Annotated in this window: 25 protein-coding genes; 16 read left to right on the plus strand and 9 right to left on the minus strand. The window is 65.3% G+C overall.

The window, feature by feature from the left end:
- Positions 1-25: 25 nt before the first annotated feature.
- Positions 26-1897 (minus strand): ArnT family glycosyltransferase, encoded by a 1872-nt coding sequence (locus BKG76_RS18830; protein WP_070938941.1) that lies wholly within the window; start codon positions 1895-1897, stop codon positions 26-28.
- An 80-nt stretch (positions 1898-1977) separates the two neighbouring features.
- The gene (locus BKG76_RS18835; RefSeq protein ID WP_109420903.1) at positions 1978-2634 is read right to left on the minus strand and encodes an ACT domain-containing protein; all 657 of its coding nucleotides are present in this window, start codon (positions 2632-2634) and stop codon (positions 1978-1980) included.
- A gap of 52 nt (positions 2635-2686) precedes the next feature.
- On the opposite strand from BKG76_RS18835, the gene gatC reads away from it, so the two are divergent.
- The 3 genes from gatC (at position 2687) to BKG76_RS18850 (ending at position 4800) form a co-directional block, all read left to right on the plus strand.
- Entirely contained in the window at positions 2687-2992 is a 306-nt protein-coding gene (gene gatC, locus BKG76_RS18840; protein ID WP_070938943.1) for an Asp-tRNA(Asn)/Glu-tRNA(Gln) amidotransferase subunit GatC, read from the plus strand.
- Positions 2992-4485 (plus strand): Asp-tRNA(Asn)/Glu-tRNA(Gln) amidotransferase subunit GatA, encoded by a 1494-nt coding sequence (gatA, locus tag BKG76_RS18845; protein ID WP_070938944.1) that lies wholly within the window; start codon positions 2992-2994, stop codon positions 4483-4485. The genes gatC and gatA overlap by 1 nt, the downstream gene beginning before the upstream one ends.
- Positions 4486-4551: 66 nt before the next feature.
- Positions 4552-4800 carry a hypothetical protein gene (locus tag BKG76_RS18850; RefSeq protein WP_070938945.1) on the plus strand — a complete coding sequence of 83 codons (249 nt, stop codon included), beginning with the start codon at positions 4552-4554 and terminating at the stop codon, positions 4798-4800.
- On the opposite strand, the gene BKG76_RS18855 is transcribed toward BKG76_RS18850, so the two are convergent.
- Positions 4797-5921: a HAMP domain-containing sensor histidine kinase gene (locus BKG76_RS18855; RefSeq protein ID WP_070938946.1), complete on the minus strand. Its 1125-nt coding sequence runs from the start codon at positions 5919-5921 to the stop codon at positions 4797-4799. The genes BKG76_RS18850 and BKG76_RS18855 overlap by 4 nt on opposite strands.
- Positions 5918-6667 (minus strand): response regulator transcription factor, encoded by a 750-nt coding sequence (locus tag BKG76_RS18860; protein ID WP_070938947.1) that lies wholly within the window; start codon positions 6665-6667, stop codon positions 5918-5920. The genes BKG76_RS18855 and BKG76_RS18860 overlap by 4 nt, the downstream gene beginning before the upstream one ends.
- A 278-nt stretch (positions 6668-6945) precedes the next feature.
- Between BKG76_RS18860 and BKG76_RS18865 the strand changes: the two genes are divergently transcribed.
- The 4 genes from BKG76_RS18865 (at position 6946) to BKG76_RS18880 (ending at position 10324) form a co-directional block, all read left to right on the plus strand.
- Complete coding sequence (locus BKG76_RS18865) at positions 6946-7233, plus strand: hypothetical protein (RefSeq protein ID WP_070938948.1); 288 nt, start codon at positions 6946-6948, stop codon at positions 7231-7233.
- 74 nt (positions 7234-7307) lie between these two features.
- On the plus strand, positions 7308-8804 hold the full coding sequence (locus tag BKG76_RS18870; protein WP_070938949.1) for a carboxylesterase/lipase family protein: 1497 nt from the start codon (positions 7308-7310) through the stop codon (positions 8802-8804).
- A 38-nt stretch (positions 8805-8842) separates the two neighbouring features.
- Positions 8843-9874: an ATP-dependent 6-phosphofructokinase gene (locus tag BKG76_RS18875; RefSeq protein WP_070938950.1), complete on the plus strand. Its 1032-nt coding sequence runs from the start codon at positions 8843-8845 to the stop codon at positions 9872-9874.
- Positions 9875-9955: 81 nt separating this feature from the next.
- Complete coding sequence (locus BKG76_RS18880) at positions 9956-10324, plus strand: MmpS family transport accessory protein (protein WP_070938951.1); 369 nt, start codon at positions 9956-9958, stop codon at positions 10322-10324.
- A gap of 3 nt (positions 10325-10327) precedes the next feature.
- Here the strand turns inward: BKG76_RS18880 and BKG76_RS18885 are convergent, their stop codons facing one another.
- Positions 10328-10711, minus strand: a complete 384-nt coding sequence (locus BKG76_RS18885) for a hypothetical protein (RefSeq protein WP_070938952.1) — start codon at positions 10709-10711, stop codon at positions 10328-10330.
- 105 nt (positions 10712-10816) lie between these two features.
- Here BKG76_RS18885 and gatB point away from each other — a divergent pair, with 105 nt between their 5' ends.
- Positions 10817-12316 (plus strand): Asp-tRNA(Asn)/Glu-tRNA(Gln) amidotransferase subunit GatB, encoded by a 1500-nt coding sequence (gatB, locus tag BKG76_RS18890; RefSeq protein ID WP_070938953.1) that lies wholly within the window; start codon positions 10817-10819, stop codon positions 12314-12316.
- Here gatB and BKG76_RS18895 read toward each other — a convergent pair whose 3' ends face one another.
- A complete protein-coding gene (locus tag BKG76_RS18895; protein ID WP_070938954.1) occupies positions 12317-13480 on the minus strand; it encodes a PQQ-dependent sugar dehydrogenase in 1164 nt (387 codons plus the stop codon). It lies immediately after the preceding gene.
- A gap of 71 nt (positions 13481-13551) precedes the next feature.
- Between BKG76_RS18895 and BKG76_RS18900 the strand changes: the two genes are divergently transcribed.
- Both BKG76_RS18900 and BKG76_RS18905 read left to right on the plus strand, forming a co-directional pair.
- Positions 13552-14358, plus strand: coding sequence for a DoxX family protein (locus BKG76_RS18900; RefSeq protein WP_070938955.1), 807 nt, complete (start codon positions 13552-13554; stop codon positions 14356-14358).
- 185 nt (positions 14359-14543) lie between these two features.
- Complete coding sequence (locus BKG76_RS18905; RefSeq protein ID WP_070938956.1) at positions 14544-16238, plus strand: APC family permease; 1695 nt, start codon at positions 14544-14546, stop codon at positions 16236-16238.
- On the opposite strand, the gene BKG76_RS18910 is transcribed toward BKG76_RS18905, so the two are convergent.
- A complete protein-coding gene (locus BKG76_RS18910) occupies positions 16235-17398 on the minus strand; it encodes an FAD-dependent monooxygenase (protein ID WP_070938957.1) in 1164 nt (387 codons plus the stop codon). The genes BKG76_RS18905 and BKG76_RS18910 overlap by 4 nt on opposite strands.
- 76 nt (positions 17399-17474) lie before the next feature.
- Here BKG76_RS18910 and BKG76_RS18915 point away from each other — a divergent pair, with 76 nt between their 5' ends.
- Positions 17475-17945: a MarR family winged helix-turn-helix transcriptional regulator gene (locus BKG76_RS18915; protein WP_109420904.1), complete on the plus strand. Its 471-nt coding sequence runs from the start codon at positions 17475-17477 to the stop codon at positions 17943-17945.
- Here BKG76_RS18915 and BKG76_RS18920 read toward each other — a convergent pair.
- Positions 17942-19417 (minus strand): gamma-aminobutyraldehyde dehydrogenase, encoded by a 1476-nt coding sequence (locus tag BKG76_RS18920; RefSeq protein WP_109420905.1) that lies wholly within the window; start codon positions 19415-19417, stop codon positions 17942-17944. The genes BKG76_RS18915 and BKG76_RS18920 overlap by 4 nt on opposite strands.
- A 122-nt stretch (positions 19418-19539) precedes the next feature.
- Here BKG76_RS18920 and BKG76_RS18925 point away from each other — a divergent pair, with 122 nt between their 5' ends.
- Genes BKG76_RS18925 through BKG76_RS18935 form a run of 3 tightly spaced genes read left to right on the plus strand, consistent with a single transcriptional unit; the run spans position 19540 to position 22672 of the window.
- Positions 19540-20058, plus strand: a complete 519-nt coding sequence (locus BKG76_RS18925) for an Lrp/AsnC family transcriptional regulator (protein ID WP_078282772.1) — start codon at positions 19540-19542, stop codon at positions 20056-20058.
- Positions 20055-21440, plus strand: coding sequence for an aspartate aminotransferase family protein (locus BKG76_RS18930; RefSeq protein ID WP_070938960.1), 1386 nt, complete (start codon positions 20055-20057; stop codon positions 21438-21440). The genes BKG76_RS18925 and BKG76_RS18930 overlap by 4 nt, the downstream gene beginning before the upstream one ends.
- A gap of 2 nt (positions 21441-21442) precedes the next feature.
- Positions 21443-22672, plus strand: a complete 1230-nt coding sequence (locus tag BKG76_RS18935) for a saccharopine dehydrogenase family protein (RefSeq protein ID WP_070938961.1) — start codon at positions 21443-21445, stop codon at positions 22670-22672.
- Here the strand turns inward: BKG76_RS18935 and BKG76_RS18940 are convergent.
- Positions 22669-23058: a PH domain-containing protein gene (locus BKG76_RS18940; RefSeq protein WP_070938962.1), complete on the minus strand. Its 390-nt coding sequence runs from the start codon at positions 23056-23058 to the stop codon at positions 22669-22671. The genes BKG76_RS18935 and BKG76_RS18940 overlap by 4 nt on opposite strands.
- Positions 23059-23370: 312 nt before the next feature.
- Here BKG76_RS18940 and BKG76_RS18945 point away from each other — a divergent pair, with 312 nt between their 5' ends.
- Positions 23371-25224 carry an acetolactate synthase large subunit gene (locus BKG76_RS18945; protein WP_070938963.1) on the plus strand — a complete coding sequence of 618 codons (1854 nt, stop codon included), beginning with the start codon at positions 23371-23373 and terminating at the stop codon, positions 25222-25224.
- Complete coding sequence (gene ilvN, locus BKG76_RS18950; protein WP_070938964.1) at positions 25221-25724, plus strand: acetolactate synthase small subunit; 504 nt, start codon at positions 25221-25223, stop codon at positions 25722-25724. The genes BKG76_RS18945 and ilvN overlap by 4 nt, the downstream gene beginning before the upstream one ends.
- The last annotated feature ends 11 nt before the right edge of the window (positions 25725-25735 follow it).

The following is a 25735-nucleotide window of genomic DNA, read 5'->3' on the forward strand; positions in this document are numbered from 1 at the left end:
GGGTGGCCCGTCGACGCCTGGACCTCTACGACTTCGGCGGAATCGAGAGATCGAACACTCGTAGATCACCGTAATCCTTGGAGGAGAAGTGGGTCTCGACCCACTTCTGAACCTCGTCGGCCACCCGCTTGGTGTCGTCGTCCTGCTGTGGTTGTTCCTTCTGCTTGTCCTTGTCTTTGTCCTTGACGGACTCGGCATAGAACTGGACGGCGCCGTCCTGGGTGTATTCGATGAACTGCTGCAGGGTGATCGGGTTATCGCGCCCGGAGAACCCGCCAATCGCCATCACCGGAGCATTCGTCTCCAACTGAATGGGCGCGGCCGTGCGGGTGTTGGTGGTCGCCACCGGCCATCGGGCGCCCGAATCCTTGATCTGGGCGGCCAATGCGGGATCTAGCGGCTCGGGTGGCTGACCGCCGAACTTGTCGTCCTTGGCGATCGCCGGTCCCGACGAGGACAACCCGCCCACCTTCGGGGTGGTCACGTTGGCGATGGTGAAGGCGAACGAACCTCCCAGTGAAACCACAAGCGCCACAGCGGCGATGGCGTAGCGCAGGCGGGCGCTGCGCTCCAGTGCGCCGAGTGCGAGGACAACCGCCACCACGAGACCGCCGATCAGCAGAACCCACCGCAGCCAAGGCAGCCAGGCCGGAATGCGCCGCAGGAGGACGAACGCCATGATGGTGGCGCTGAGCGTGAGTGCGCTCAGCCCGAACTTGCCGATCCGCTCGGACCGATGCCGCCACAGCAGTACCGTGCCGATCGCCAGGGAGCCGGCGATGGCCGGAGCCATTGCCGAGGTGTAGTACGGATGGAACTGCTTGGCCATGTAGCTCAGGATCACGTAGTTGGACACCATCCAGGTGCCCCATAAAACGAGCCCTGCCCCGGCGGGATTGGTGGTGATGGCGCGCAGGCGGCCCGTCCAGCCCGCCGTCTGCGGTGTCTTGCCGACGATGATCAGTCCGAGGATCAGCGCGATGAACGCCGTGGGAAGAAGCCACGCGATGTGATCGGCCTGAGTGTCCTGGAACAGCCGGAAGATGCCCGGGGTGCCCGAGAATCCGGGCCCGCTGCCGCGGCCGCCGCCCATTCCATTGGAGTTGTCGCCCAGCAGGCGATCCAGGCCGTTGTAGCCAACCGCCAGTGTCCACTCACTGTTGTCCGTGGAGTTGTCGACGTACGGGCGACTAGCCGCTGGGGTCAGCGCGACGGCAGCCATCCACCATCCCGACGAGGCCAACAGGGCGACGCCGGCGCCGATGATGTGCAGAAGTGTTGTCTTCCAAGGCCATTTCGCGGACACCAGGTAGGCCAGGAGTAGCGCGGGAGCTACCAGCAGACCTTCGAGGGTCTTGCATAGAAACGCGAATCCGATGCCGACTCCGGCCAGTGCCAGCCAGCCGGCGGCGCTCCGCGCGCGCTCGGAGTCGATGGCGCGCGTGGTGAAGTACGCGGCCACCACCATGCCGAACACCATCGGTGCGTCGGGGTTGGAGTGCCGGAACATCACCGAGGCCACCGGGATGAGAGCGAATAGGGCCGCCGCGAGCAGGCCCGCGCTCGGACCTGCCTGCCGCCGCACCGCGGCGCGGATCAGGGCCGCGCTGGTGATCGCAAGGACAGCCTGGGGGATGAGCATGCTGGCGCTGGAGAAGCCAAAGAGCCTGGCAGACAATCCCATCAACCACAGACCGCCGGCCGGCTTGTCGACTGTCACGTAGTTCTGCGGATCGAAGCTGCCGAAGAACCATGCCTTCCAGCTCTCGCTGCCCGATTGGACGGCTGCCGCGTAGAAGGCATTGGACCACCCGTTCTGGCTGATGTCCCAGAGGTACACCACGGCGATCGTCAGCAGAATGGCGGCGAAGATGAGTCGTTCCCTTGTCCGGCTCATGGACGCGTCGATGTCAGTCACGTCAGTGAGTGTGCCGCGCGATTCAGGGAATTGGCTGTGCCGTTCCTGTGAACCGACCGCTACCGCACCAAGGTTGCGACGATCCCGGCCAGATAGCCCAGACGCGCCACTTCCGAGGGCCGGAACTCCGGTCCGCCGGGACGGCCCAGCACCACCGCGGTGTCACCCGAGCCCAGCGGCGCGGCCGCCAGTGTGGTGTCCATGTCTTTCCACAGTTGGGGCACCCAATCTGCGGTCGGGTCGAGAACCTGCGCGCGGCTCAGCGGTAGCCAGGGGGCGGAGGTGGCCTGGGTTTCCGGGGCCCCCGCGCTGCCGGCCACCCGAATGAAGCCGGTGCCGTCTTGCCGCACCACGGTGCACCAGTTCGCGCGGAGTACGTGGGGGGCTTCGTGAGCGAGCACCTCGAGGCGGGCGGATGCCCCCGCGGCGGCCACCCTGTCGATCAGTTCCAGCTCGCGGTGCGCTTCCAACAGGCCGGTGTGCGGGCGGATGGAATGCACATGCACCCCGTTCAGCGCCTCGGCGGCGGTGATCAATGAATCGGGCATGGAGCCCGGTGGAAGGTCGATGACCAGGTCGTCGATGGCGTAGCCCGGACCACGTTCGACGACGTCCAGGGACAAGATGTCCGCACCCACCGTGCCGAGCGCGACGGCGACCGACCCCAGACTGCCGGGGCGGTCGGCGAGCTGGAGGCGCAGCAGATATGACGGCACGTCCAACACTGTGGCATAGGTCGGGCAGTGCCGCCCTCTAGGCTGTCTAGCCGTGAGCGCCATATCCCGTGACGAGGTCGCGCACCTGGCCAGACTGGCCCGGCTTGCGCTGACCGACGCTGAGCTGGACGGATACGCCGGGCAACTCGACGCGATCCTCGGCCACGTCAGCCAGATCAGTGCCGTTTCCACCGATGAGCTGGACGAGGTTGATGCGACGAGCTCCCCGCTCGATGCGGTCAATGTCACACGGCCTGACGTGATTGCCGATTGCCTCACCCCTGATGAGGCGCTGGCGCAGGCCCCTCGGGTGGCCGAGGGCCGTTTCGCGGTGCCGCAGATTCTTGGGGAGGAATGATGAGCCGACCGGCCTCTGAGCTCATTAGGCAGGACGCCGCCGCACTGGCCGCGTTGATCCATTCCGGCGAGGTGTCATCCGTTGAGGTGACACGCGCGCATCTGGATCAGATCGCCAGCACCGACGCGACCTACCGGGCCTTCCTGCACGTGGCGGGAGAGCAGGCCCTGGCCGCCGCCAAGGACACCGACGACGCGATAGCGCGCGGTGATCAGCCCGCTTCTGCTCTTGCCGGTGTTCCGCTGGCGCTCAAGGATGTCTTCACCACCCGGGACATGCCGACCACGTGTGGGTCGAAGATCCTGGAGAACTGGGTACCGCCCTACGACGCGACCGTGACCGCGCGGCTGCGCGCGGCCGGGATCCCGATCCTGGGCAAGACGAACATGGACGAGTTCGCGATGGGCTCCTCCACCGAGAACTCCGCGTACGGCCCCACCCGCAACCCCTGGGACGTCGAGCGGGTGCCGGGTGGTTCGGGCGGTGGTAGTGCTGCCGCGTTGGCGGCCTTCCAGGCGCCGCTGGCCATCGGTACCGACACCGGTGGCTCGATCCGCCAGCCCGCGGCGCTGACCGCGACGGTCGGGGTCAAGCCCACCTACGGCACCGTCTCCCGTTACGGGCTGGTGGCCTGCGCCTCGTCGCTGGATCAGGGCGGCCCTTGTGCACGCACGGTTTTGGATACCGCGCTGCTGCATCAGGTGATCGCGGGCCATGACCCGCGCGACTCCACCTCGGTCGACGAGCCGGTGCCCGATGTCGTGGCCGCGGCTCGCGCCGGTGCCGCCGGTGATCTCAAGGGTGTTCGTGTCGGTGTGGTCTCGCAGCTGCGCGGCGACGGGTATCAGCCGGGCGTGATCGCATCGTTCGATGCCGCCGTCGAGCAGCTGACCGCGCTGGGCGCCGACGTGGTCGAGGTGTCTTGTCCGCATTTCGAATACGCACTCCCGGCCTACTACTTGATCCTGCCGTCGGAGGTGTCCTCCAACCTGGCCCGATTCGATGCGATGCGATACGGCATGCGGGTGGGGGACGACGGAACGCATAGCGCCGAGGAAGTCATGGCGCTTACCCGGGCGGCGGGCTTTGGTCCAGAGGTCAAGCGGCGCATCATGATCGGCACCTACGCGCTATCCGCCGGCTACTACGACGCCTACTACGGCCGGGCGCAGAAGGTACGTACCCTGATCAAACGTGACCTGGAGCGCGCCTACGAGCAGGTCGATGTGCTGGTCACCCCGGCCACGCCTACGACCGCATTCCGGTTGGGGGAGAAGGTCGATGACCCGCTGGCCATGTACCAGTTCGACCTGTGCACACTGCCGCTGAACCTGGCCGGGCACTGCGGAATGTCGGTGCCCTCCGGTCTTTCCGCCGACGACGGGCTTCCGGTGGGGCTGCAGATCATGGCGCCGGCGCTCGCCGACGACCGCCTGTACCGGGTGGGTGCGGCGTATGAGACCGCCCGGGGCGCGTTGCCCGCGGCGCTGTAGGAATCCACAGCCAACTGGCAGTTGAAATACGACGGTTATCGGCAGTCGGCTGCGTACCGTGGAGGCATGCCGCGCGTGCCTTCCTACGTCGCCACCCTGGCGTTGTGTGGTGTACTCGCGGCCGCGCCGGCGGTCTTGGAGACTCCCGGCAGTGACTCGGCGCAGCGGGTGACCTGCTCGGTGCAGACCGACAAGGCCTGTATCCACTCCAACGATCCGCATATGAGCTCGGCGCCCGATCCCGATAACAAGGCGCCGCTGGCAACGGTGCCGGCAACCAAGACGCGTCCCACGGTGATTCAACCGGGCCGCTAGCCGGCGGTGCTGTCGGGGCGATCACCCGCGGTGGGCAGGTACACCGTGAACGTGGTGCCCGCTCCATGTCCCGCGCTGTGTGCCTCGATGCGCCCATCGTGCGCTTCGACAAGCGCTTTGGCGATCGACAACCCGATGCCTGCTCCGCCGTGCTGTCGATCGCGGGCGGCGTCGGCGCGATAGAAACGATCGAACAGTCTGTCCAGATGTTCGGCCGGGACACCGTCGCCGGTATCGGAGACGGTGATCGTCGTACCGGCGCCGGTGGCCGCCGCCGTCACGGTGACGTGCCCACCCGGGCCGGTATGGCGCAGGGCATTGTCGAGCAGGTTGCTCAATACCTGGCCAATCCGCTCGGGGTCGGCCCATACGTCCGGTAGTGCGTCCTCGGCGTGGGCCTGCAGGACAACTCCCTTTGACTGGTAGCGCGGCACGAACGCGGCGACCGTCGTGTTGACCAAGTCGTTGGGTGATACCAACCGCGCGTCGATCGATGTGGTGCGGCTCTCGGCCACCGAGAGGGCATTGACATCGATACTGAACCGCGTCAGGCGACGGGTTTGATCCCGCAGTGTGGCCACGGTCCGTTGATCCAGTTGCTGCACACCGTCTTCCACTGCTTCCATGTACGCCTCAAGCACCGCGACCGGAGTTCTGATCTCGTGCGCCAGGTCGGCCAGCATCTGCCGGCGCGCTTCGTCCACGGCGCCGAGTCGCTGCGCCATCTTGTTGAAAGCCGCTGCGACAGCGTCGAATTCCTTGCCCAGCAGTGGCGGTGGCACCCGAATGTCGTAGTGCCCGTCGGCAACAGCGGATGCCGCCTGTGACAGTGAAGTGGCCGAGCGATGTACCCGTCGACTCAGATACCAACTCAGGGTGAGTGCGGCCAGGGCCGACACCACGACGGCGAACCCGATGGACATCGCGGTGGCATGGCGGAAGGCGCGCTCGTACGGGTGATCGTTACCGGCGCCGGGTGCTACCTGCTGATCCATCAGGCGGCGGAACATCGGGGGCCCCACGATGGCGGCGACCACGCTGGTGGTGGCGATCCCGGCGAGGACCACCACCGAGTTCACCACCAGTAGCCGTAGTCCGATGCCGTATTGGGGACGTGTCACGATCCGGAACCCATGCGATAGCCGACGCCGCGCACAGTCGCCACGTATCGCGGCAGTGCCGGGTTGTCGCCCAGTTTTTGGCGCAGATGCCCGATGTGGACATCGACGATGTTGTCGTTTCCTACCCACGTGTCGCCCCATACCGCGTCGAGCAATTGCTTTCTGCTCAGCACGATGCCCGGCCGGGACGAGAGGGCCGCAAGTACGTCAAATTCGGTGCGAGTCAGCGTGACTGGCGCTTCGCCGACATGTACCTCACGGCCGTCCACGTTGATACGCAACGCTCCGAACACGCGCGGCGGGCTCAGATCCGGAGCCAATTCGTCCGACGGTGCGGGCACGCGGCGGGGTCGCCGAAGCATGGCGCGCACCCTGGCGACGACCTCCCGTGGGCTGAAGGGTTTGGTGACGTAGTCGTCGGCTCCGACGGAAAGCCCGACGATGGTGTCCACCTCGGTGTCCCGCGCGGTCAACATCACCACATAGGCGTCGGAGAAGACGCGAAGCTGCCGGCAGACCTCGATACCGTCCACGCCCGGCAGGCCGATATCGAGGATCACCACATCGGGATCGACCTCACGCGCCAAATCGAGTGCGCGACGGCCGTCGTGGGCGAGGTGAACCTCGAACGACTCCCGCCGGAGATAGCTTGCGACCACCTCGGCCAGCGGTACCTCATCGTCGACCACCAGGGCCCGATAGTCCGGGGCAGGCACCGCTGCGGCATCGTGGGAAGAACCGTGCATGTGCCCATGGTGCACTGACCGACCCGTCCCCGTCGAAGGTCGCTGTGCCTCGGGGACACTTCTTCATCGAAACTTCAGAGTTTCCTTGGCGCACCGATAGCGCCCGGCGGCGATTCCGGTACCGAAACTGCTGTTCATGGCCCTAATTGGGCCTGTGGTAGCCCGCCGATTTCTCCATCGAATCTTCAGTGGGCGCTCAAAGAACACATGCCTTTCGCGCCGAGCCTTGTGATGTCGCCGGAAATGGTCCCGCGGCACAACTACCAAGGAGCGCCATCATGAAGAAGTTCGCATTCGCCGCCATTACCGCTTCGGCTTTCGCGGCGGCTGCCGTGGGGTTGGCCGGGACCGCCACGGCGTCCACGAGCACCGGCGGCGGTAACGCGGGTGACACGGTGACAAATCTGCAGAAGCAGGGGTATTCGGTGCAGATCAACGGCAGCGTATCGGCGCCGTTGTCGCAATGCACGGTGACGGACGTGCACGGGGTGTCCGCCGGCCAGACCAGTGCGCTCTCGTCCACCACCGCATATGTCGACGTCTCCTGCCCCGATCTGAACAACTGATGGAAACTCGTTGCCAAGTAGGGAATTTGGTGCGCGACTAGCGCTGGGCCGTGGCCCCCGCTAGGTTCGCTCCCATGGCACCGGCGCCCCTACGTGTAGCGACAACCAGTGGTGAGATCGAAGGTTTCGTGCGGCGCGGCATGCGGCGCTTCCGCGGTGTCCCGTACGCCGAACCGCCGGTGGGACCGTTGCGGATGCGGGCGCCGCGTCCCGTCCAGCCGTGGGCGGGGGTGCGTACCTGCCGGCGTTTCGGTGCCGCGCCGATTCAGCCCAAGGTGTTCACGCCCCAAAAACGGCGCAGCGAGGACTGTCTGACGCTCAATGTGGTTGCCCCCGAGGAGCTGCCCGACGGACCGCTGCCGGTGATGTTCTACATCTACGGCGGTGGCTACTTCCTGGGCAGTTCGAGCAGCCCGCCGTACGAGGGTTCGATCCTGGCGCGCCGTGGATGCGTCTATGTGTCGGCGAACTACCGGGTCGGCGCGTTGGGGGCCTTCGACCTGTCGTCGTTGTCCGACGGCGAACACGTCATCGAGAGCAACCTGTACCTGCGTGATCTCGTGCTCGCCCTGCAATGGGTCCGCGACAACATCGGTGCCTTCGGCGGCGATCCGGACAACGTCACCATTTTTGGTGAGAGCGCGGGCGGCAGCGGCGTCGAGACCCTGATGGCGACGCCGGCCGCCGCGGGTCTGTTCCAGCGCGCGATCATCCAGAGCACGGCCAGCGGCCTCGCCGCGAGCGCCGATGCGATCGCACACGACGCCCGGCGGTTCGCCGAATTGCTTGGTGCCACGGCCGATGACGCGGCCGCGACCGTCATGAATGCCTCACCGCGGCAGCTCCTACGCGCCCAGCGCAAGTTGATCGCGCTGGGCGGGTTCCCCTTCGGGCCGTCCGTCGACGGTAGTTATCTCCCGAAGCCTCCCGTGGAAGCCATGGAAAGTGGTGAAGCGCAAAGGGTTCCATTGATCATTGGCAGTAACGCCGATGAGGCCCGGCTCTTCACCAAGGCCATCAAGGTAATGCCGCTGTCCGAGGCCGAGCAGCAGGAGATCCTTGGGCGCGGAGGGCCCGGTTACCGGGAACGGATCATTGCCGCCTATCCCGGATACCCCTCGAGGGAGGCGCGCCTGCGGTTGGCGGGGGACATGTTCTTCACATCCTCGGTATGGCGGATTGCCCGTGCCCATCAACAATTCGCACCGGTGTACGTCTACCAGTTCGACTATGCGCCCTGGACGGTGCGGGCCGCCGGTTTGGAAGGATCCCACGCCACCGAGCTGCCGGCGGTTTTCGGTAACTATCGGGGTCCCGCCGGCCCCGTCTTGGCCGGCAGCTTTACCCACCGAGATGCCTCGCGGGTCGTCGATGACGTGCAACAACGTTGGGTGGCGTTCGCGCGCAACGGTGTTCCGAGCCAGGACTGGCCGCAATACCGCGGTCCGGACTGGCCGGTGATGGTCTTCGACCGGGAGCCGCGTGTCGAGCAGAACCTGGGCGCCGACCGCCGCGCGGTATGGGCCGGGTTCAGGCTGAACATCCAGAGCCGCCTACCCAAGGCTTCGTAGCGCTGCCGTCTGACCGGCTCACGGGCATGATGGGGGCTATGCGTATCGGAGTGCTTACCGGCGGCGGTGACTGTCCTGGCCTGAACGCTGTCATCCGTGCGGTGGTGCGAACCTGCGCCAACCGCTACGACTCGCAGGTCGTCGGATTTCAGGACGGGTGGCGGGGTCTGTTGGAGAACCGGCGTATCCAGCTGGCCAACGACGACCGCAATGATCGGCTGCTGACCAAGGGTGGGACGGTGCTCGGCACCGCACGCACCAATCCGGACAAGCTGCGTGCCGGGCTGGATCAGATCAAGCAGACCCTCGACGACAACGGGATCGATGTGCTCATCCCGATCGGCGGCGAGGGCACTCTCACCGCGGCCAGCTGGCTGGCCGACGAGAACGTGCCGGTCGTTGGTGTGCCCAAGACAATCGACAACGACATCGATTGCACCGATGTGACTTTCGGGTTCGACACCGCGCTGACCATCGCCACCGATGCCATCGACCGGCTGCACAGCACGGCCGAATCCCACCAGCGAGTGATGCTGGTCGAGGTGATGGGCCGGCATGCGGGCTGGATCGCGCTGCATTCCGGATTGGCCTCAGGTGCGCATATGACCCTGATCCCCGAAGTGCCGTACGACGTGGAAGAGGTGTGCCGCCTGATCAAAGGGCGCTTCCAGCGCGGCGATTCGCATTTCATCTGTGTGGTGGCCGAGGGGGCCAAGCCGGCCGAGGGGTCAATGGAGTTACGCGACGGCGGAATTGACGAGTTCGGGCATCAGCGGTTCACCGGGGTGGCCCAGCAGCTGGGAGCCGAGATCGAAAAGCGCATCAACAAGGAGGTGCGCACCACCGTCCTCGGTCACGTGCAGCGCGGCGGCACCCCGACACCATTCGATCGGGTGCTCGCGACGCGCTTCGGCGTCAACGCCGCGGACGCCGCACACGCGGGGGAGTACGGCGTGATGGTGTCGCTGCGTGGACAGGACATCGGGCGGGTGCCGCTGTCGGAAGCGACCCGTCAGCTCAAGCTGGTCCCGAAGAATCGCTACGAGGACGCCGCCGCGTTCTTCGGCTGAGATTCCGGTGCTTACCACCGCACATGGTGATCTAATGCGCGCATGGAATCGTCAATTACGTATGTAATCGGGAGGGTGGCGATGGGGGCCGTGCTTTGCGCCGGTCTGCAGCTGTCGGCGCCGGGTACTGCCTTTGCTGCCACGTCGATCGAGTTCGAGCTGTCGGGGACGTTCGGCGAGGGCGTGATGGTCGGCTACAACGGACCCGATGGTGGGTACGCCGTGGACACGGTCGGCTTGCCCTGGTCCACGAGCTTCGACTACGACGGTGACGGACAGTCACTGGTGTTCTCGGGTTCACACCCCGGGGATGATCCGGGGTCGGTGACGTGCCGGGTGAAGGTGAATGGCCGCGTGGCGGTGTCACGGACGGACAACGCGCCGAGGACCGCCGGGCACGGCGCGGTCTGCCATCTGATCAGGAGCGGCTCGAGCTACGTCGGCAACTAGCGGTCAAATCCACCGTTCGACGGCGGCGACCGTGTCGGTGGGCACGGTGTTGAAGCAGATCGTTGCCTGGGGTGCGTGCTTGTGGACGACGTTGAGCACTGTCTCGAAAAGCTGAAGGTTCGAGGGCATGGTGCGTATGCCGGCGCCGATCACCACGCAGTCCGGTGACCGCGTCTCGAGGGCCTGGGTCACCTGCGCGGTGACCTCACCCAGTGCCAGGCTGATGAGGCACAGTTCAGCGGCATAGCCCTCGGCATTCAGGATCGCCGCCGACTGTTCCAGACCGGACTGGATATCGTCTGCGGTCAGCTCCACTGTGGCGAAGTCCGGCGTGGTGAAATCGATCAAATACGGATCGATGCCGATGACCAACACGTTGTGGCTCATGAGGCGACCGTACCCGCGAACAGACATGTAGTGCGGGCGCTACCTGCGTTTTCTGTGCAATACATGTCTGCTCGGCCCGCAAAGCCGACCTATTAGGATCGCAGCATGACAGAACTGCTGGACTATGACGACGTGCTGACCCGATACGAGCCGGTGCTCGGCATGGAGGTTCACGTCGAGCTGTCCACGGCCACCAAGATGTTCTGCGGATGCCCCACCACATTCGGCGCGGAGCCCAACACCCAGATTTGCCCCGTATGTCTGGGCTTGCCGGGCTCGCTGCCGGTGGTGAACGAAAAGGCCGTCGAGTCGGCCATCCGCATCGGTCTGGCGCTGAACTGTGAGATCGCCCCGTGGGGCCGGTTCGCCCGCAAGAACTACTTTTATCCGGACCAGCCGAAGAACTACCAGATTTCCCAGTACGACGAGCCGATCGCGTTCAACGGCTACCTCGACGTCCCACTGGAGGACGGCACCATCTGGCGGGTGCAGATCGAGCGCGCCCACATGGAGGAGGACACCGGCAAGCTGACCCACATCGGCGGTGAGACCGGCCGGATCTCCGGCGCGACCGAATCTCTCCTGGACTACAACCGGGCCGGAGTTCCGCTCGTCGAAATCGTCACCAAGCCCATCGAAGGCACCGGGGAGCGGGCGCCCGAGATCGCCCGCGCCTATGTGACGGCACTACGGGACCTGTTGCGCGCCTTGGATGTTTCCGATGTGCGCATGGATCACGGATCCATGCGCTGCGACGCCAACGTATCGCTGATGCCCGCCGGTGCCGACGAGTTCGGTACCCGCACCGAGACCAAGAACGTCAACTCGCTCAAGAGTGTCGAGGTGGCGGTGCGCTACGAGATGCGGCGCCAGGCGGCGGTTCTGGACGCGGGCGAGGAAGTCATTCAGGAGACACGGCATTTCCTGGAGCAGGACGGCAGCACCAGCGCCGGACGCCGCAAGGAGACCGCCGAGGACTATCGGTACTTCCCCGAACCCGACCTCGAACCCGTGGCGCCCAGCACCGAGCTGATCGAGCGGCTGCGTGGCACTCTTCCGGAGCTGCCCTGGCTGCGGCTGGGTCGCATTCAGCAGGAGTGGGGCGTCTCCGACGAGGTGATGCGCGATCTGGTCAACAACGGAGCCGTTGAACTCGTGCAGGCCACCGTTGCCGAGGGTGCCAGCAGTGAAGAGGCACGCTCGTGGTGGGGTAACTACTTGGTGCAACAAGCCAATTCGCGTGAGGTCGAGCTGGCCGAGCTCCCCATCACACCCACCCAGGTGGCTGCCGTTGCCGCCTTGGTCAAGGACGGCAAGCTGTCCAACAAGCTGGCGCGCCAGGTGGTCGATGGTGTTCTTGCCGGCGAGGGCGAACCCGAGCAGGTGATGAACGATCGCGGTCTGGTCGTGATGCGCGACGACTCGGTGATCCAGGCCGCCGTCGACGAGGCGCTGGCCGCCAATCCCGATGTCGCGCAGAAGATCCGCGATGGCAAGGTGGCGGCCGCGGGTGCCATCGTCGGCGCGGTGATGAAGGCCACCAAGGGGCAGGCCGATGCCGCGCTGGTCAAGGACTTGGTGCTCAAGGCCTGCGGCCAGGGCTGATTAGTCCAGGTCGTCGTTCGCGCGGGGGAATCCGCCGCCCTTCGGGAACAGCGGGAACACCACGTCCTCGGTGTCGGTGGCGGTTCCGAAGTCCTTGTTGATGGAACCGCCCCAGACATTGCCGTCGGGGGAGAGCTTCAGCGCCCGCACGTGGCCGTGCTGTTCCTTTTGCCGCAGCACCTCAGGATCGCCGGTGACCGCTCCTGTTTCGGGGTTCTGGCGCACCACAACGGTGGTCTGATTGAACACCAGGTTGACCATCACCGAGCTGTCGAGTGCGGCGCATCCGGCCACCCCGGGCTTATCCGGCCAGGTCCACACCGTCGAGATCTTGCCGTCCTTGGTGAGCTTTTGCAGCCGGTCGCCCGCCGGGGATCGATCGGTGACATAGAGCGTGCCGTTGGCGGCGTCCACGCACATGGCGCCGCCGTCACCCAAACCGCTGATCGCGGTTGTCGGCGGCGTCTGCCCCACGGTGGTGGGTTGCTCGATGCGGATCACCTTGCCGGCCAAAGAGTTCGGATCATTCGCTGCACCCGCGTTGCCGCCGGTTCCGGTCTGGACGACCAGCGTGGTGGGGCTGGTGAACGCCAGTGATCCGGCATTGCCGGTGGGACCCTTGGGTATTCCGGTGAGAATGTCCTTGGGCACGTCACCGTCGGCGACGCGAACCACCCGGTTGTCGGTCGGGGTGCTGATGTAGGCGTACATCAGCCGGTCCTGTTGGTAGGAGGGGGAGAGCACGATATCGGACAGGCCGCCGTCGCCGGACGGGTCGACCGGGATGGTCGTCTTCACCTTCGGCTCGGCGCTCGTCGCGATCTCCTTGATGGCACCGGTCGCGCGCTCGGCGACCAACGCCGTCTTGCCGTCGCTGCCCATGATGAGTCCGCTGGTGGCTTCCAGGCATCCCTGCATCACACCGTCGGCGGGGCATTGCTTGGGGAACGGTTTACCCGGTAACGGCGGCGGTGGGGTGGTTGTGGTCTGGGCGACCCCCCGGCGAGGCACCTCGGTAAACGGCTGATCCTGGGTGGGATCGAACCGGACACAACCCGAGAGCAGCGTCACCGCTGCGGCCGCCGTCGCCATCGAACCGACTAGCAGTTTTTTCCCCGATGGCTCATTGGTCGGTCCCGTCACGGGGCTGGAGCGAATGAGCATGCCCGCAAGATTACGGACCTTACGGCGTTGCTCGCCACATTCGGGCCTCCAATGGACTTAGTCTGGGGCCCGTGACCGGTCATTCGGACGATCCGCAGGTGTGGCGTAAGCCGCCCGAATTGGTCGACCCTGAAGACGATGTGCCGTCGGCTACGTACGGCGGCGACTTCGAGACCACGGCAATCCCGCATTACCAGGCGGAGAGGCTGACGAGCTCCCACAATGTGAAAGAGGTTGGACCGTTGTACGATCCAGCGCCGCTGCCTTACGCCGAACCTGCCACTACCAAAATATCGTCCGAGGCGGTGCACGCGCGCCATGCTGCGCCGTGGGGCACCCAGGACCCTGCGGGCGACCGTCGTGGGACCCAGGATCTGGGGCTGTTTTTGCTGCGTGTCGGGGTGGGCGCGGTGCTCATCGCCCACGGTCTGCGCAAGGTTTTCGGCTGGTGGGGCGGGACAGGGCTCAGCGGGTTCGAGGCGACACTGGGTGACCGCGGCTTCAAATACGCCGACATCCTTACTTATGTCGGTGTGACGGCGGAGCTGGGCGCCGGGGTGCTGCTGGTTCTGGGCCTGCTGACCCCGCTGGCGGGTGCGGCCGCGTTGGCCTTCATGGTCAACGTGCTGCTGTCGGACATGGTCTCCGATAAGGCCAACCGTTACGCCATCTTCTGGCCCGACGGGCACGAATTCGAGCTGCTGATGATCGTGGCGATTGTCGCGGTGATCCTTGTCGGCCCTGGTCGGTACGGGTTTGACGCTGGTCGCGGCTGGGCCCGCAGGCCGTTCATCGGTTCCTTCGCCGCGGTGCTGCTGGGCTTCGGTGCGGCGGCCGCCATCTGGGTGTTCCTCAACGGGACGAATCCGCTGGCCTAGTTGTCCCTTCCTGCGCCGACACGCCGTATCGCGCGTCGGCTTCTCGGGAAATGCGTCGTAAACCGTTGTTTCGGCGGGTCGATCCCACGTCAGCCCTGTTGCGGAATTCGGTGTCGGAACGCGCTACCTAAACGAATTCCGCTCATCTTGGGCGAAAGCGCAACGGAAAACGTATTCTGCTGCCCATGAGTTCAGACATCCCCGTCGAGAGCAAGGGTCTTAAGGGCGGAGCGCTGGGGCTGTTGTCCAGCGTCGTGGTCGGTCTCGCCTCTACCGCGCCCGCGTACAGTCTGGCCGCGACCCTCGGGTTGATTGTCGCCAGTGGGGGTGCGCTGCTCGCCGGGGTGAAGGCGCCCGCAATCGTGCTGATCTCCTTCATTCCGATGTATCTCATCGCGGTCGCCTATCAGGAGTTGAACAAGGCCGAACCCGACTGCGGCACCACCTTCACCTGGGCCTCACGGACCTTCGGGCCGATCGTCGGGTGGCTGGGCGGCTGGGGCATCATCGCCGCCGACGTCATCTGCCTGGCCAACCTCGCTCAGGTCGCCGGGGCCTATTCCTTCACATTCGTCGGCGACCTCGGCTGGTCGTCGGCGTCGGGCCTGGCCGACAGTGTGCTGTGGTCGACGGTGGCGGGTGTCATCTGGATCGTGATCATGACCTACATCTGTTACCGGGGCATCGAGGTGTCGGCGCGGTTGCAGTACTGGCTGCTGACCGTCGAAGTGGTGGTGTTGGTCGCCTTCGCGATCGTGGCGCTGATCAAGGTCTATACCCATAACGCCGAGGGCTACTCGCTCATACCGTCGTTGTCGTGGTTCTGGCCGGGCGGCATGGATTTCGGCACCGTCATCGCGCCGGCAGTCTTGACGACGATCTTCATCTACTGGGGCTGGGACACCGCGGTGGCCTGCAACGAGGAGTCGGACGATCCCGGACGCACTCCCGGTCGTGCGGCGGTCATCTCGACGTTCTTGCTGCTGGCCACCTATGCGTTGGTGAGCGTGGCCGCGGTGGCGTTCGCCGGTGTGGGCACCGAGGGTATCGGGCTGGGAAACCAGGAGAACGCCGCCGACGTGTTCAAGGCCATCGGTCCGGAATTGTTCGGTAACAGCTTCCTTGGGCACCTCGGGATGCTCTTGCTGTCGGCGTCCATTCTGACCTCGGCCTCCGCCTGTACTCAGACCACGATCCTGCCGACGGCCCGCACCACGTTGTCGATGGGTGTCTACAAGGCACTGCCGGATTCATTCGCATCGATTCATCGCACGTATCTGACGCCGTCGACGTCCACGATCGCGATGGGTGCGATTTCGATCGTCTTCTACGTGTTGTTCACCGCGATCAGCACCAACCTGCTGACCGCGCTGATCGGCTCGGTGGGCCTGATGATCGCCTTCTACTACGGGCTGACCGGTTTTGCGTGCGCGTGGTTCTACCGCAAGACGCTCACGGACAGCTTCCGCGATCTCATGATGCGCGGCGTCATGCCGCTGGTCGGTGGAATCACTCTGACCATCGTCTTCATCTACGGACTCATCCAGTACGCCAAGCCCAGCTGGCTCATCGACGACGCCGGTAACAACGTCACCGTGTTCGGGGTCGGGGCCGTCGCGGTTGTCGGCGTTGGTGCCCTGATTCTCGGTGTGGTGCTGATGCTGCTGTGGCGGGTGGCGGCTCCGCCGTTCTTCCAAGGCGTGACGCTGCCGCGGCGCAGTGCCGACCTGGTGCTGGCGCCCGCCGCGCCGACAACCCATTTCGGGTTGCCCGACGCGGTCGAGGCGCAGCACACCGTGATCGCGGGCGATCTGTCCAATCTCCCGCAAGGTGAGGTCGCGGTGAACCCGCAGACGGGTGAGGAATTCACCAAGGACTAGAGGGCGGCGAGTGCCGCCCCGGCGGCGTCATAGTCGGGAATCCAGTTGTCGGCAAGGATTTCGGTGAGCTGTGCCGCCTGCTGCTGCGCGGTCAGGTCGACGGAGCGATAGACGCGTCCCGAGGCACGGGCATTGCGTTGCACCCGGCTGGTGCGGTCACGGCGCAGTGATTCGTACAAGGACAGGCGTCGGGGAACTTCGGTGATCGGTGCGTTGGCGAGCACGGTGGCCAGCACAACCCCGTCCTCAATCGACATGTTCGCGCCCTGGCCGAGGTGCGGCGTCATCGGATGCGCGGCATCACCCAGAAGTGCGATGCGATCGGTGGTCCAGCGGTTCAACGGCTTTCGGTCATACAGCCCCCAGCGGAAGGTCTCCGTCATCCCCCCGACGACTGTGAGCACCGGCTCGTCCCAGCCCTCGAACTGGTGCGCCAACTCCGCCACATCGCCGGGGGCGGTCCAGGATTCCTCGGCATCGAGATTGCTTGGGGTGAAGGCCACCACGTTGAGCAGCCGGCCCTGCGATACCGGATAGATCAGGAAGCTGCGCCCCGGGCCCAGCCACATTTGCATGGAATTCAGATCGATGGCGCCCTCGAGGCGTTCGACGGGGATCAAGCCGCGGTAGGCCATGACGCCATCGCTGGACAGCTCGACCGGATCTGCCACCACGCGCTGCACCACCGAGTGGATACCGTCGGCGCCCACGGCGACGTCGGCTCGTTCCTCGGATCCATCGGCGAAAAGGATTCGAACCTCGTCGGCAGTCTCGACGATGTCGTGGCATGGACGCCCCAGATGGACCGTTCCCTCCGGCAGCGCGCCGAGCAAGGCCTGCTGCAGTTCGCCGCGGTGCACAGGCAGGGAGGTGACCGGGCGATCGGGGCTGACCGATGGCCACGCGGCCGGTACCGGAACGCTTTCTCCCTGCCAGGTATGCCAGAGCGTGTGACCGATCGGGGTGCCGATCGCACGCACTCGATCGCCCAGGCCCACTTCGTCGAGTGCGCGCAGACCGTTGCTTGCGACGACCACGCCCGCGCCCACTTCGCGTAGTTCGTGCGCCTTCTCGTGGACGACGACGTCGATATCCTTGGTGCGCAACGCCGCTGCTGCGGTGAGCCCACCAATTCCGGCGCCGATGATCGCTACCCGCATGTGTCTGTCCTTCCGCTGGCTTCGTTCATAACGTTAGCATGCTAACTATTATCATGCTAACCCTTACACTGTGGGTGTGCCAGGACAGCCGAGTGGGAACAGTGCGCGCGAGATCGAAGAGCTTGTGGCGGCCACGGACGCGCTCTACTTCGCGATGCGCAGGGGGCGGACATCGCCCGCGGGCACGCAGGCGGGCATGAGCCGCTCTCAGCTTGAGCTGCTGGCGCCGCTGCTTGACCGGGAGCTGATGTCCGTGAGCCAGCTCGCCGGGACAGCGGGGGTCGCGGTGCCGACGGCCACTCGCGCCCTCAAGCAGCTGGAAGAGCGGGGAGTGGTCGAGCGCACCCGTTCGTCATCCGATGACAGACTGGTCTTGGTGGGTCTCACGACGGACGGGCGTGCACGGGTGATCAAGGCGCAGTCAGCCTTTCGGGCACGGCAGCACGAGGTCTTCGTGGAGCTGACCGGTGCCGATCGCCGTGCCATCACGTCCAGCCTTACCCGGCTCGCGGCGATTATCAACCACAATTTGGACGCGCCGGCCTAGCGCTTCGCGAAAATTATCCGGTGCCAATCCTTGTCGGAGACGCCGTTGATATCGCTCATGACATGTTTGACGGTGAGGTACTCCTCGAGCGAGTAGTCCGACATGTCCTTGCCGAACCCGGACGCGCCGAATCCGCCATGGGGCATCTCGCTGATGATCGGGATGTGGTCGTTGATCCACACGCAACCCGCCTTGATTTCCCGTGATGCTCGCTGTGCCCGGTACACATCGCGTGTCCAGGCCGAAGCGGCAAGGCCGTAGGCGGTGTCATTGGCCTGCCGTAATCCGTCATCGTCGTCGGTGAACGAGCGCACCGTCAGCACCGGGCCGAAGATCTCGTCGCGGTAGACCTCGGAGGTCTCCGCGACATCGGCGATCAGCGTGGGCCGATAGAAGGAACCCGGTAGATCGGGAGAGCTGGCGCCGGTGACGATTCGGCCGCCCTGCGCCGGCGCGCGGTCCACGATGCTCGAAACCCTGGCGCGATGCGCGGCCGAGATCAACGGCCCGATATCGGTGTCGGGATCACGAGGATCGCCGACGACGACCTTGTTCATCACCTCGCCGACCCCGGCGACGAAGTCGTCGTACACATCGCGGGCGACGATGGCGCGGGTGGCTGCCGTGCAGTCCTGACCGGAATTGATGATGGCCCCCGCGACGGCCCCCTGGATCGCGGCGTCCAGATCGGCATCGTCAAAAACCACGAAGGGGGCTTTGCCGCCGAGCTCCAACTGTGTTCGATGGCCGTGAACTGCCGCTGCTGCCATGACCTTTCGGCCCACCGCCGTGGAACCGGTGAAGGTCACCAGATCCACGTCGGGGTGGCCCACGAGCGCGCTGCCGACATCATCGCCGCGCCCGGTGACGACGTTGAGCACACCATCGGGCAGCCCGGCCTCCGCGGCCAGACGTGCGAGGGTGAGTGTGGTTAGCGGCGTCAGCTCGCTCGGCTTGATCACCACCGTGCATCCCGCCGCGAGCGCGGGCAGCACCTTCCACACTGCCATCTGCAACGGGTAGTTCCACGGGGTGATCGTGGCCACCACACCGGCGGCCTCCCGCCGGATGCTAGAGGTGTGGTCGGCCGAGTATTCGGCCGTCGCCTTGCCCTCCAGATGCCTTGCGGCGCCGGCGAAAAATTCGACGTTGTCGATGCTGCCGGGCACGTCGAACTCGGTGGCCAAACGCACCGGTTTGCCGGTCTGCGCGACTTCCTCGGCTACCAGTGTGTCGGCATTGGCGGCCATGACCGCGGCCAATTTGACCAAGACGGCTGAGCGGTCGGCGGGTGTCGACGAGGCCCAGGCGGGTCCGGCGGCCCTGGCCGCCGACACCGCCGCATCCACATCGGCAGGAGTCGCCAGGGCCAGGTCCGCGATGGCCGAGCCCGTCGCCGGGTTGATCACACGATGCGTTTCTCCGCTGGTCGCTACCGGGTTGCCGTTGATCCAACTGCTGGGAACGCTCACCCGGCCACCGTATCGAAAATCGGCGCGTGAAGCCACGGATTCCATCGCGGATTGTTCGTTTTTCGTGGGTATCCGTCGTAAATCATTGCGAAAAACGATGGAATCCGTGCACAATCGAGCTCGTGGCCAATACGACACGAGGTTTGATGCGGGGCCAGCTACGGGTTGCAGACCCGAGTAGCGGGTCCGCGGCGTTCCAGCTCGACGATGCATCCAAGGCGATCGTCGAGGAACTTCAGCAAGACGGCCGGCGTCCCTACGCCACGATCGGAAAGTCGGTGGGCCTCTCCGAGGCCGCGGTGCGGCAGCGTGTGCAACGCATGATCGACGCCGGCGTCATGCAGATCGTCGCGGTCACCGATCCGATGCAGCTCGGATTCAAACGCCAGGCCATGATCGGCATCAAATGCTCCGGCGATACCACCGAGGTCGCCGATCGACTGGCCGAACTGGCCGCCGTCGACTACGTGGTGCTGACTGCCGGGACCTTCGACGCGATCGTCGAGGTGGTCTGCGAAGACGACGACGACCTGCTGGACCTGCTCAACAAGCAGATTCGTGCGGTGCCTGGGGTCACCTCCACGGAGACCCTGGTCTATCTGAAATTAGTTAAACAGCAATATAATTGGGGTACACGGTGACATCCGTTGATATAGCACAAGACGTTTCTGGCGACCTAGAGGCGAAGGCGTCTCGGCATCTGTGGGGGCACTTCGCCCGGCACGGTGCCGGTATCGCACCACCCGTCATCACACGCGGCGAGGGGGTGAGGATCTGGGATGACCGCGGTAAGAGTTATCTGGACGGCCTATCCGGACTGTTCGTCGTGCAGGCCGGGCATGGCCGCGCCGAACTCGCGCAAGCGGCTGCGCGGCAAGCCGAGACGCTCGCGTATTTTCCGCTGTGGTCCTATGTCACCCCGCCGGCGATAGAGCTGGCCGATCGCCTCGCCGCATACGCGCCGGGTGACTTGAACCGCGTGTTCTTCACCACTGGTGGGGGAGAAGCGGTGGAAAGCGCGTGGAAGCTGGCCAAACAGTTCTTCAAACTGACCGGGAAACCCGGTAAGCACAAGGTGATTTCGCGTGCCATCGCCTACCACGGAACCCCGCAGGGCGCGTTGGCCATCACCGGATTGCCCGCGTTCAAGGCGCCCTTCGAGCCGCTTACCCCGGGTGGCTTCCGGGCTCCGAACACCAACTTCTACCGGGCACCGGAGCCATATGCGCATGACCCCAAGGCGTTCGGCCGCTACTGTGCCGACCGGATCGCCGAGGCCATCGAATTTGAGGGGCCCGATACCGTCGCCGCGGTGTTCCTGGAGCCTGTGCAGAACGCCGGCGGTTGCTTCCCGCCGCCGCCGGGTTACTTCGAGCGGGTGCGCGAAATCTGCGACGAGTACGACGTGCTGCTGGTGTCCGACGAGGTGATCTGCGCCTTTGGCCGCATCGGATCGATGTTCGCCTGCGAGGACTTCGGATACCAACCCGACATCATCACCTGTGCCAAGGGCATGACATCCGGGTATTCGCCCATCGGTGCGATGATCGCCACCGACCGACTGTTCGAGCCCTTCAATGACGGCAAGACCACCTTTCCGCATGGATATACCTTTGGCGGCCATCCGGTTTCGGCCGCAGTGGCGCTGGCCAATCTGGACATCTTCGAACGTGAAGGGCTCAACGATCGGGTGCGGCAGAACGCGCCGGTGTTCCGCGCCACGCTGGAGAAACTCCACGACCTGCCGATCGTCGGTGACGTGCGCGGGGAGGGGTACTTCTACGGAATCGAGTTGGTCAAAGACAAAGACACCAAGGAGACGTTCAGTGGCGAGGAAAGCGAAAGACTGCTGCGCGGCTTCCTGTCCACGGCGCTCTGGGATGCGGGCCTGTACTGCCGTGCCGACGACAGGGGTGACCCGGTGATTCAGCTTGCGCCACCGTTGATCAGCGGGCCGCGCGAGTTCGACGCGATCGAGCAGATTCTGCGCGGCGTCCTCACTGAGGCCTGGGCCCGGTTATAGCCATGCGGGTACTCATCGTTGGTGCCGGGGGAGTAGGCAGCGCCGCCGCGTTCATCGCGGCGCGGCGGGAGTTCTTCGACGCGCTGGTGATCGCGGACTACGACATCGCACGCGCGCAGGCGGTGGTGGATCGACTCGACGACCCCCGATTCACCGCGGCCCGCATCGACGCCTCCAGTGCCGATGATGTCGCTGCGCTGTGTCGAGAGCATCGAATCACCCACGCGCTCAACGCAGTCGATCCCCGGTTTGTCATGGGCGTCTTCGACGGATGCTTCGCCGCCGGGGTGACCTACCTCGATATGGCGATGAGCCTGTCGCACCGCCACCCGGACAAGCCCTATGAGCTGCCCGGCGTGATGCTCGGCGACGAACAGTTCGCCGCAGCCGAAAAGTGGCAGGCCGCAGGGTTGTTGGCGCTGGTCGGCATCGGCGTGGAGCCGGGCCTCAGCGATGTGTTCGCGCGGTACGCCGCCGATCACCTGTTCTCCGAGATCGACGAGCTCGGTACCCGTGACGGGTCCAACCTGGAGGTGCAGGGCTATCGGTTCGCCCCGTCGTTCTCCATCTGGACGACCATTGAGGAATGCCTCAACCCACCCCTGATCTGGGAACGCGGCAAGGGGTTCTTCACCACCGAACCCTTCAGTGAGCCGGAGGTTTTCGACTTCCCGGGTGGTATCGGGCCCGTCGAATGCGTCAATGTCGAGCATGAGGAAGTGGTGCTCATGCCGCGTTGGGTGAACGCCCGCAGGGTCACGTTCAAATACGGTCTTGGCGCCGAGTTCATCAACGTGCTGCGCACTTTGCATCTGGTCGGTCTGGACAGCACCGCCCCGGTGAGCGTGCACGCGAACGGCAGTAACGCGGCCGTCAGCCCACGTGATGTGGTGGCGGCATGCCTGCCGGATCCGGCCGGGCTTGGGCACCTGATGAGCGGGGCCACCTGCGCGGGGCTATGGGTCACCGGCACCGGGAAGGACGGCCGGCCCCGGGAGGTCTATCTGCATCACGTCGTCGACAACGAATGGACGATGGCCCGCGACGGTGCGCAATGTGTGGTGTGGCAGACGGCGGTGAACCCGGTGGTGGCTCTGGAGCTGCTTGCCGAGGGCGCCTGGAGCGGTGCCGGTGTACTCGGGCCGGAAGCGTTCGACAGCCTGCCGTTCCTGGATCGGCTCAATACGTTCGGTGCGCCGTGGGGCATTCAGGAGCGGGCGGTCGCGGCCTAGCGCTGAACACCCTCATAGGGGTTGGGCACGCGGCCGTTACTGGCGGCCGACAGGATCGGCAGCGTCGAGAAGGTGACGCCGGGCAGTCGCATGGTGGTGCCGTCGGTGAGATTCGCCTGCGCCCACGCGTGCCTGTCGAAGCTGAGTCCCTCGATATCCGACCACGGCACTGTCCGCGTGGACGTCAACGTGCGGACCTGTGCGGACTCGGTGTCGACGGCGGTCCGGTACCTGGCGATCGCGTAGGACAGGGCGATCGGGATGAGGAGCACCGGCGCCAGGATGGGGAGAGCGAGGACGAAGCTCAGCATGCCCAGCGCCAGAAACCCCGTCACGAAATGCGCCATCGGGGACGTGCGGATCACTGTGCGTTTCGCCTCGGCCATTCATCCATTGTCGCCGACAGTGAAGCGGTTGCGGAAAATCGGTCCGGATCCCGCAGTGGCTTCACGCTCGGCGAAGCCGCTCTTAGCAGGGATTTGACTCGGACCTCCAGAAACGGCTACCGTACGCGGTGTGAACAACCCCGCCTTGCTCGTAGTAATCGGTATGCGCGTCGACGCGTAGCCCGAGTCCAAGGCAACTCGCGCACACTCGACGCGCAACCCTCGTACAGCAGACCGCTGGCGGGGGTTTTTTGTTGCCATAGGTTTCAGTACGAACACAACAGGGTTTTAGAACAGTAAGGACTGAGCACCATGAGCGCACCTGCAAAGCCCAAGCCGGCTTCTGCTGCTGGGCCCGCCCCAGCAGCAGCCCCGGAAGCGAACACCGTCGCACCCCAGCGCGTCACCGGCGCGCAGTCGGTAGTGCGGTCGCTCGAGGAGCTCGGCGTCGAGGTCATCTTCGGTATTCCCGGCGGTGCGGTGCTGCCTGTGTACGACCCGCTCTATGACTCGGTCAAGGTCCGGCATGTCCTGGTGCGGCACGAGCAGGGTGGCGGGCACGCCGCCAGTGGGTACGCACACGCCAGCGGCAAGGTCGGCGTCATGATGGCCACCTCCGGCCCGGGCGCCACCAACTTGGTCACCCCGCTGGCCGATGCGCAGATGGACTCCATCCCGGTGGTCGCCATCACCGGGCAGGTGGGGCGGGGCCTCATCGGCACGGACGCCTTCCAGGAAGCCGACATCTCCGGTATCACCATGCCGATCACCAAGCACAACTTCCTGGTGAACAACGCCGAGGAGATCCCCCGGGTCATCGCGGAGGCCTTCTACATTGCGCAGAGCGGTCGGCCCGGTGCGGTCCTCGTGGATATCCCCAAGGACGTCCTGCAAGCGCAGACGACATTCAGCTGGCCGCCGCAGATCTACCTGCCCGGCTACAAGCCCGTCACCAAGCCGCATGGCAAGCAGGTCCGTGAGGCGGTCCGGCTGATCGCCGCCGCCAAGCGTCCGGTGCTGTACGTCGGTGGCGGTGTCATCCGCGCGGACGCAGCTCCGGAACTGAAGGAATTGGCCGAACTGACCGGCATCCCCGTCGTCACCACCCTTATGGCGCGCGGTGCATTCCCCGACAGTCACGAGCTGCACATGGGTATGCCCGGGATGCACGGCACCGTCGGCGCGGTGGCAGCACTGCAGCGCAGTGATCTGCTGATCACCCTGGGCGCGCGGTTCGACGACCGCGTCACCGGGCAGCTGGATTCGTTCGCGCCGGACGCCAAGGTGATTCATGCCGATATCGACCCCGCCGAGATCGGTAAGAACCGCCACGCCGATGTGCCGATCGTCGGGGACGTGAAGAACGTCATCGCCGAGCTGACCGAGGCAATCCGGGCGGACCGAGCTGCTGGCACCGTGGCGGATCCTCTGTCCGAGTGGTGGGAGTACCTGGGCGGTATCCGCAGCACGTACCCGCTGGGATACGACGCACAGCACGACGGCAGCCTGGGCCCGGAGTTCGTCATCGAAACCCTGGGCAAGATCGCCGGCCCCGACGCGGTCTACGTGGCGGGTGTCGGGCAGCACCAGATGTGGGCCGCGCAGTTCATCAAGTACGAGAACCCGCGCACCTGGCTCAACTCCGGTGGTCTGGGCACCATGGGCTTCGCGGTGCCCGCTGCCATGGGTGCCAAGATGGCGCGGCCCGAGGCCGAGGTGTGGGCGATCGACGGTGACGGCTGCTTCCAGATGACCAACCAGGAATTGGCCACCTGCGCCATCGAGGGCGTGCCCATCAAGGTGGCGCTCATCAACAACGGCAACCTGGGCATGGTGCGTCAGTGGCAGACCCTGTTTTACGACCAGCGCTACTCGCAGACCGACCTGGCGACACACTCGCGTCGCATCCCCGATTTCGTCAAGCTGGCCGAGGCGCTCGGCTGCGTCGGATTGCGTTGCGAGCGTGAAGAGGACGTCGCCAAGGTGATCGAAGAGGCGCGGGCCATCAATGATCGCCCGGTGGTCATCGACTTCATCGTCGGTGCCGACGCCCAGGTGTGGCCGATGGTCGCCGCAGGCACCAGCAATGACGAGATCCAGGCGGCCCGGGGCATCCGGCCGCTGTTCGACGATGATGAAACTGCGGAGCAGGAAGGGTCACGATGACCAGCACCCATACCCTGAGCGTTCTGGTCGAGGACCGTCCCGGTGTACTCGCCCGTGTCTCGGCGCTGTTCTCGCGGCGCGGCTTCAACATCGCGTCGCTGGCGGTGGGCCCGACCGAAGTCAAAGGTATTTCGCGCATGACAATCGTCGTCACCGTCGACGATTTTCCGCTCGAACAGGTCACCAAGCAGCTCAACAAGCTCATCAACGTGATCAAGATCGTCGAACAGGACGAGGACAACTCGGTGGCGCGCGAGCTGATGCTCGTCAAGGTGCGTGCCGATGCGACGGTGCGCGCACAGGTCATCGAAGTGGTGAACCTGTTCCGCGCCAAGGTTGTCGATGTGTCGCCGGAGTCGGTGACCATCGAGGCAACAGGCACCCAGTCCAAGCTGGATGCACTGCTGCGGATGCTGGACCCGTACGGTATTCGGGAGATCGTGCAATCCGGTGTGGTCGCGTTGTCGCGCGGCCCGCGGTCCATCGCCGCCGCGAAGTAATACTTAAAAGT

It is taken from the genome of Mycobacteroides franklinii (assembly GCF_001853795.1).
Taxonomy (GTDB): Bacteria; Actinomycetota; Actinomycetes; order Mycobacteriales; family Mycobacteriaceae; genus Mycobacterium; species Mycobacterium franklinii.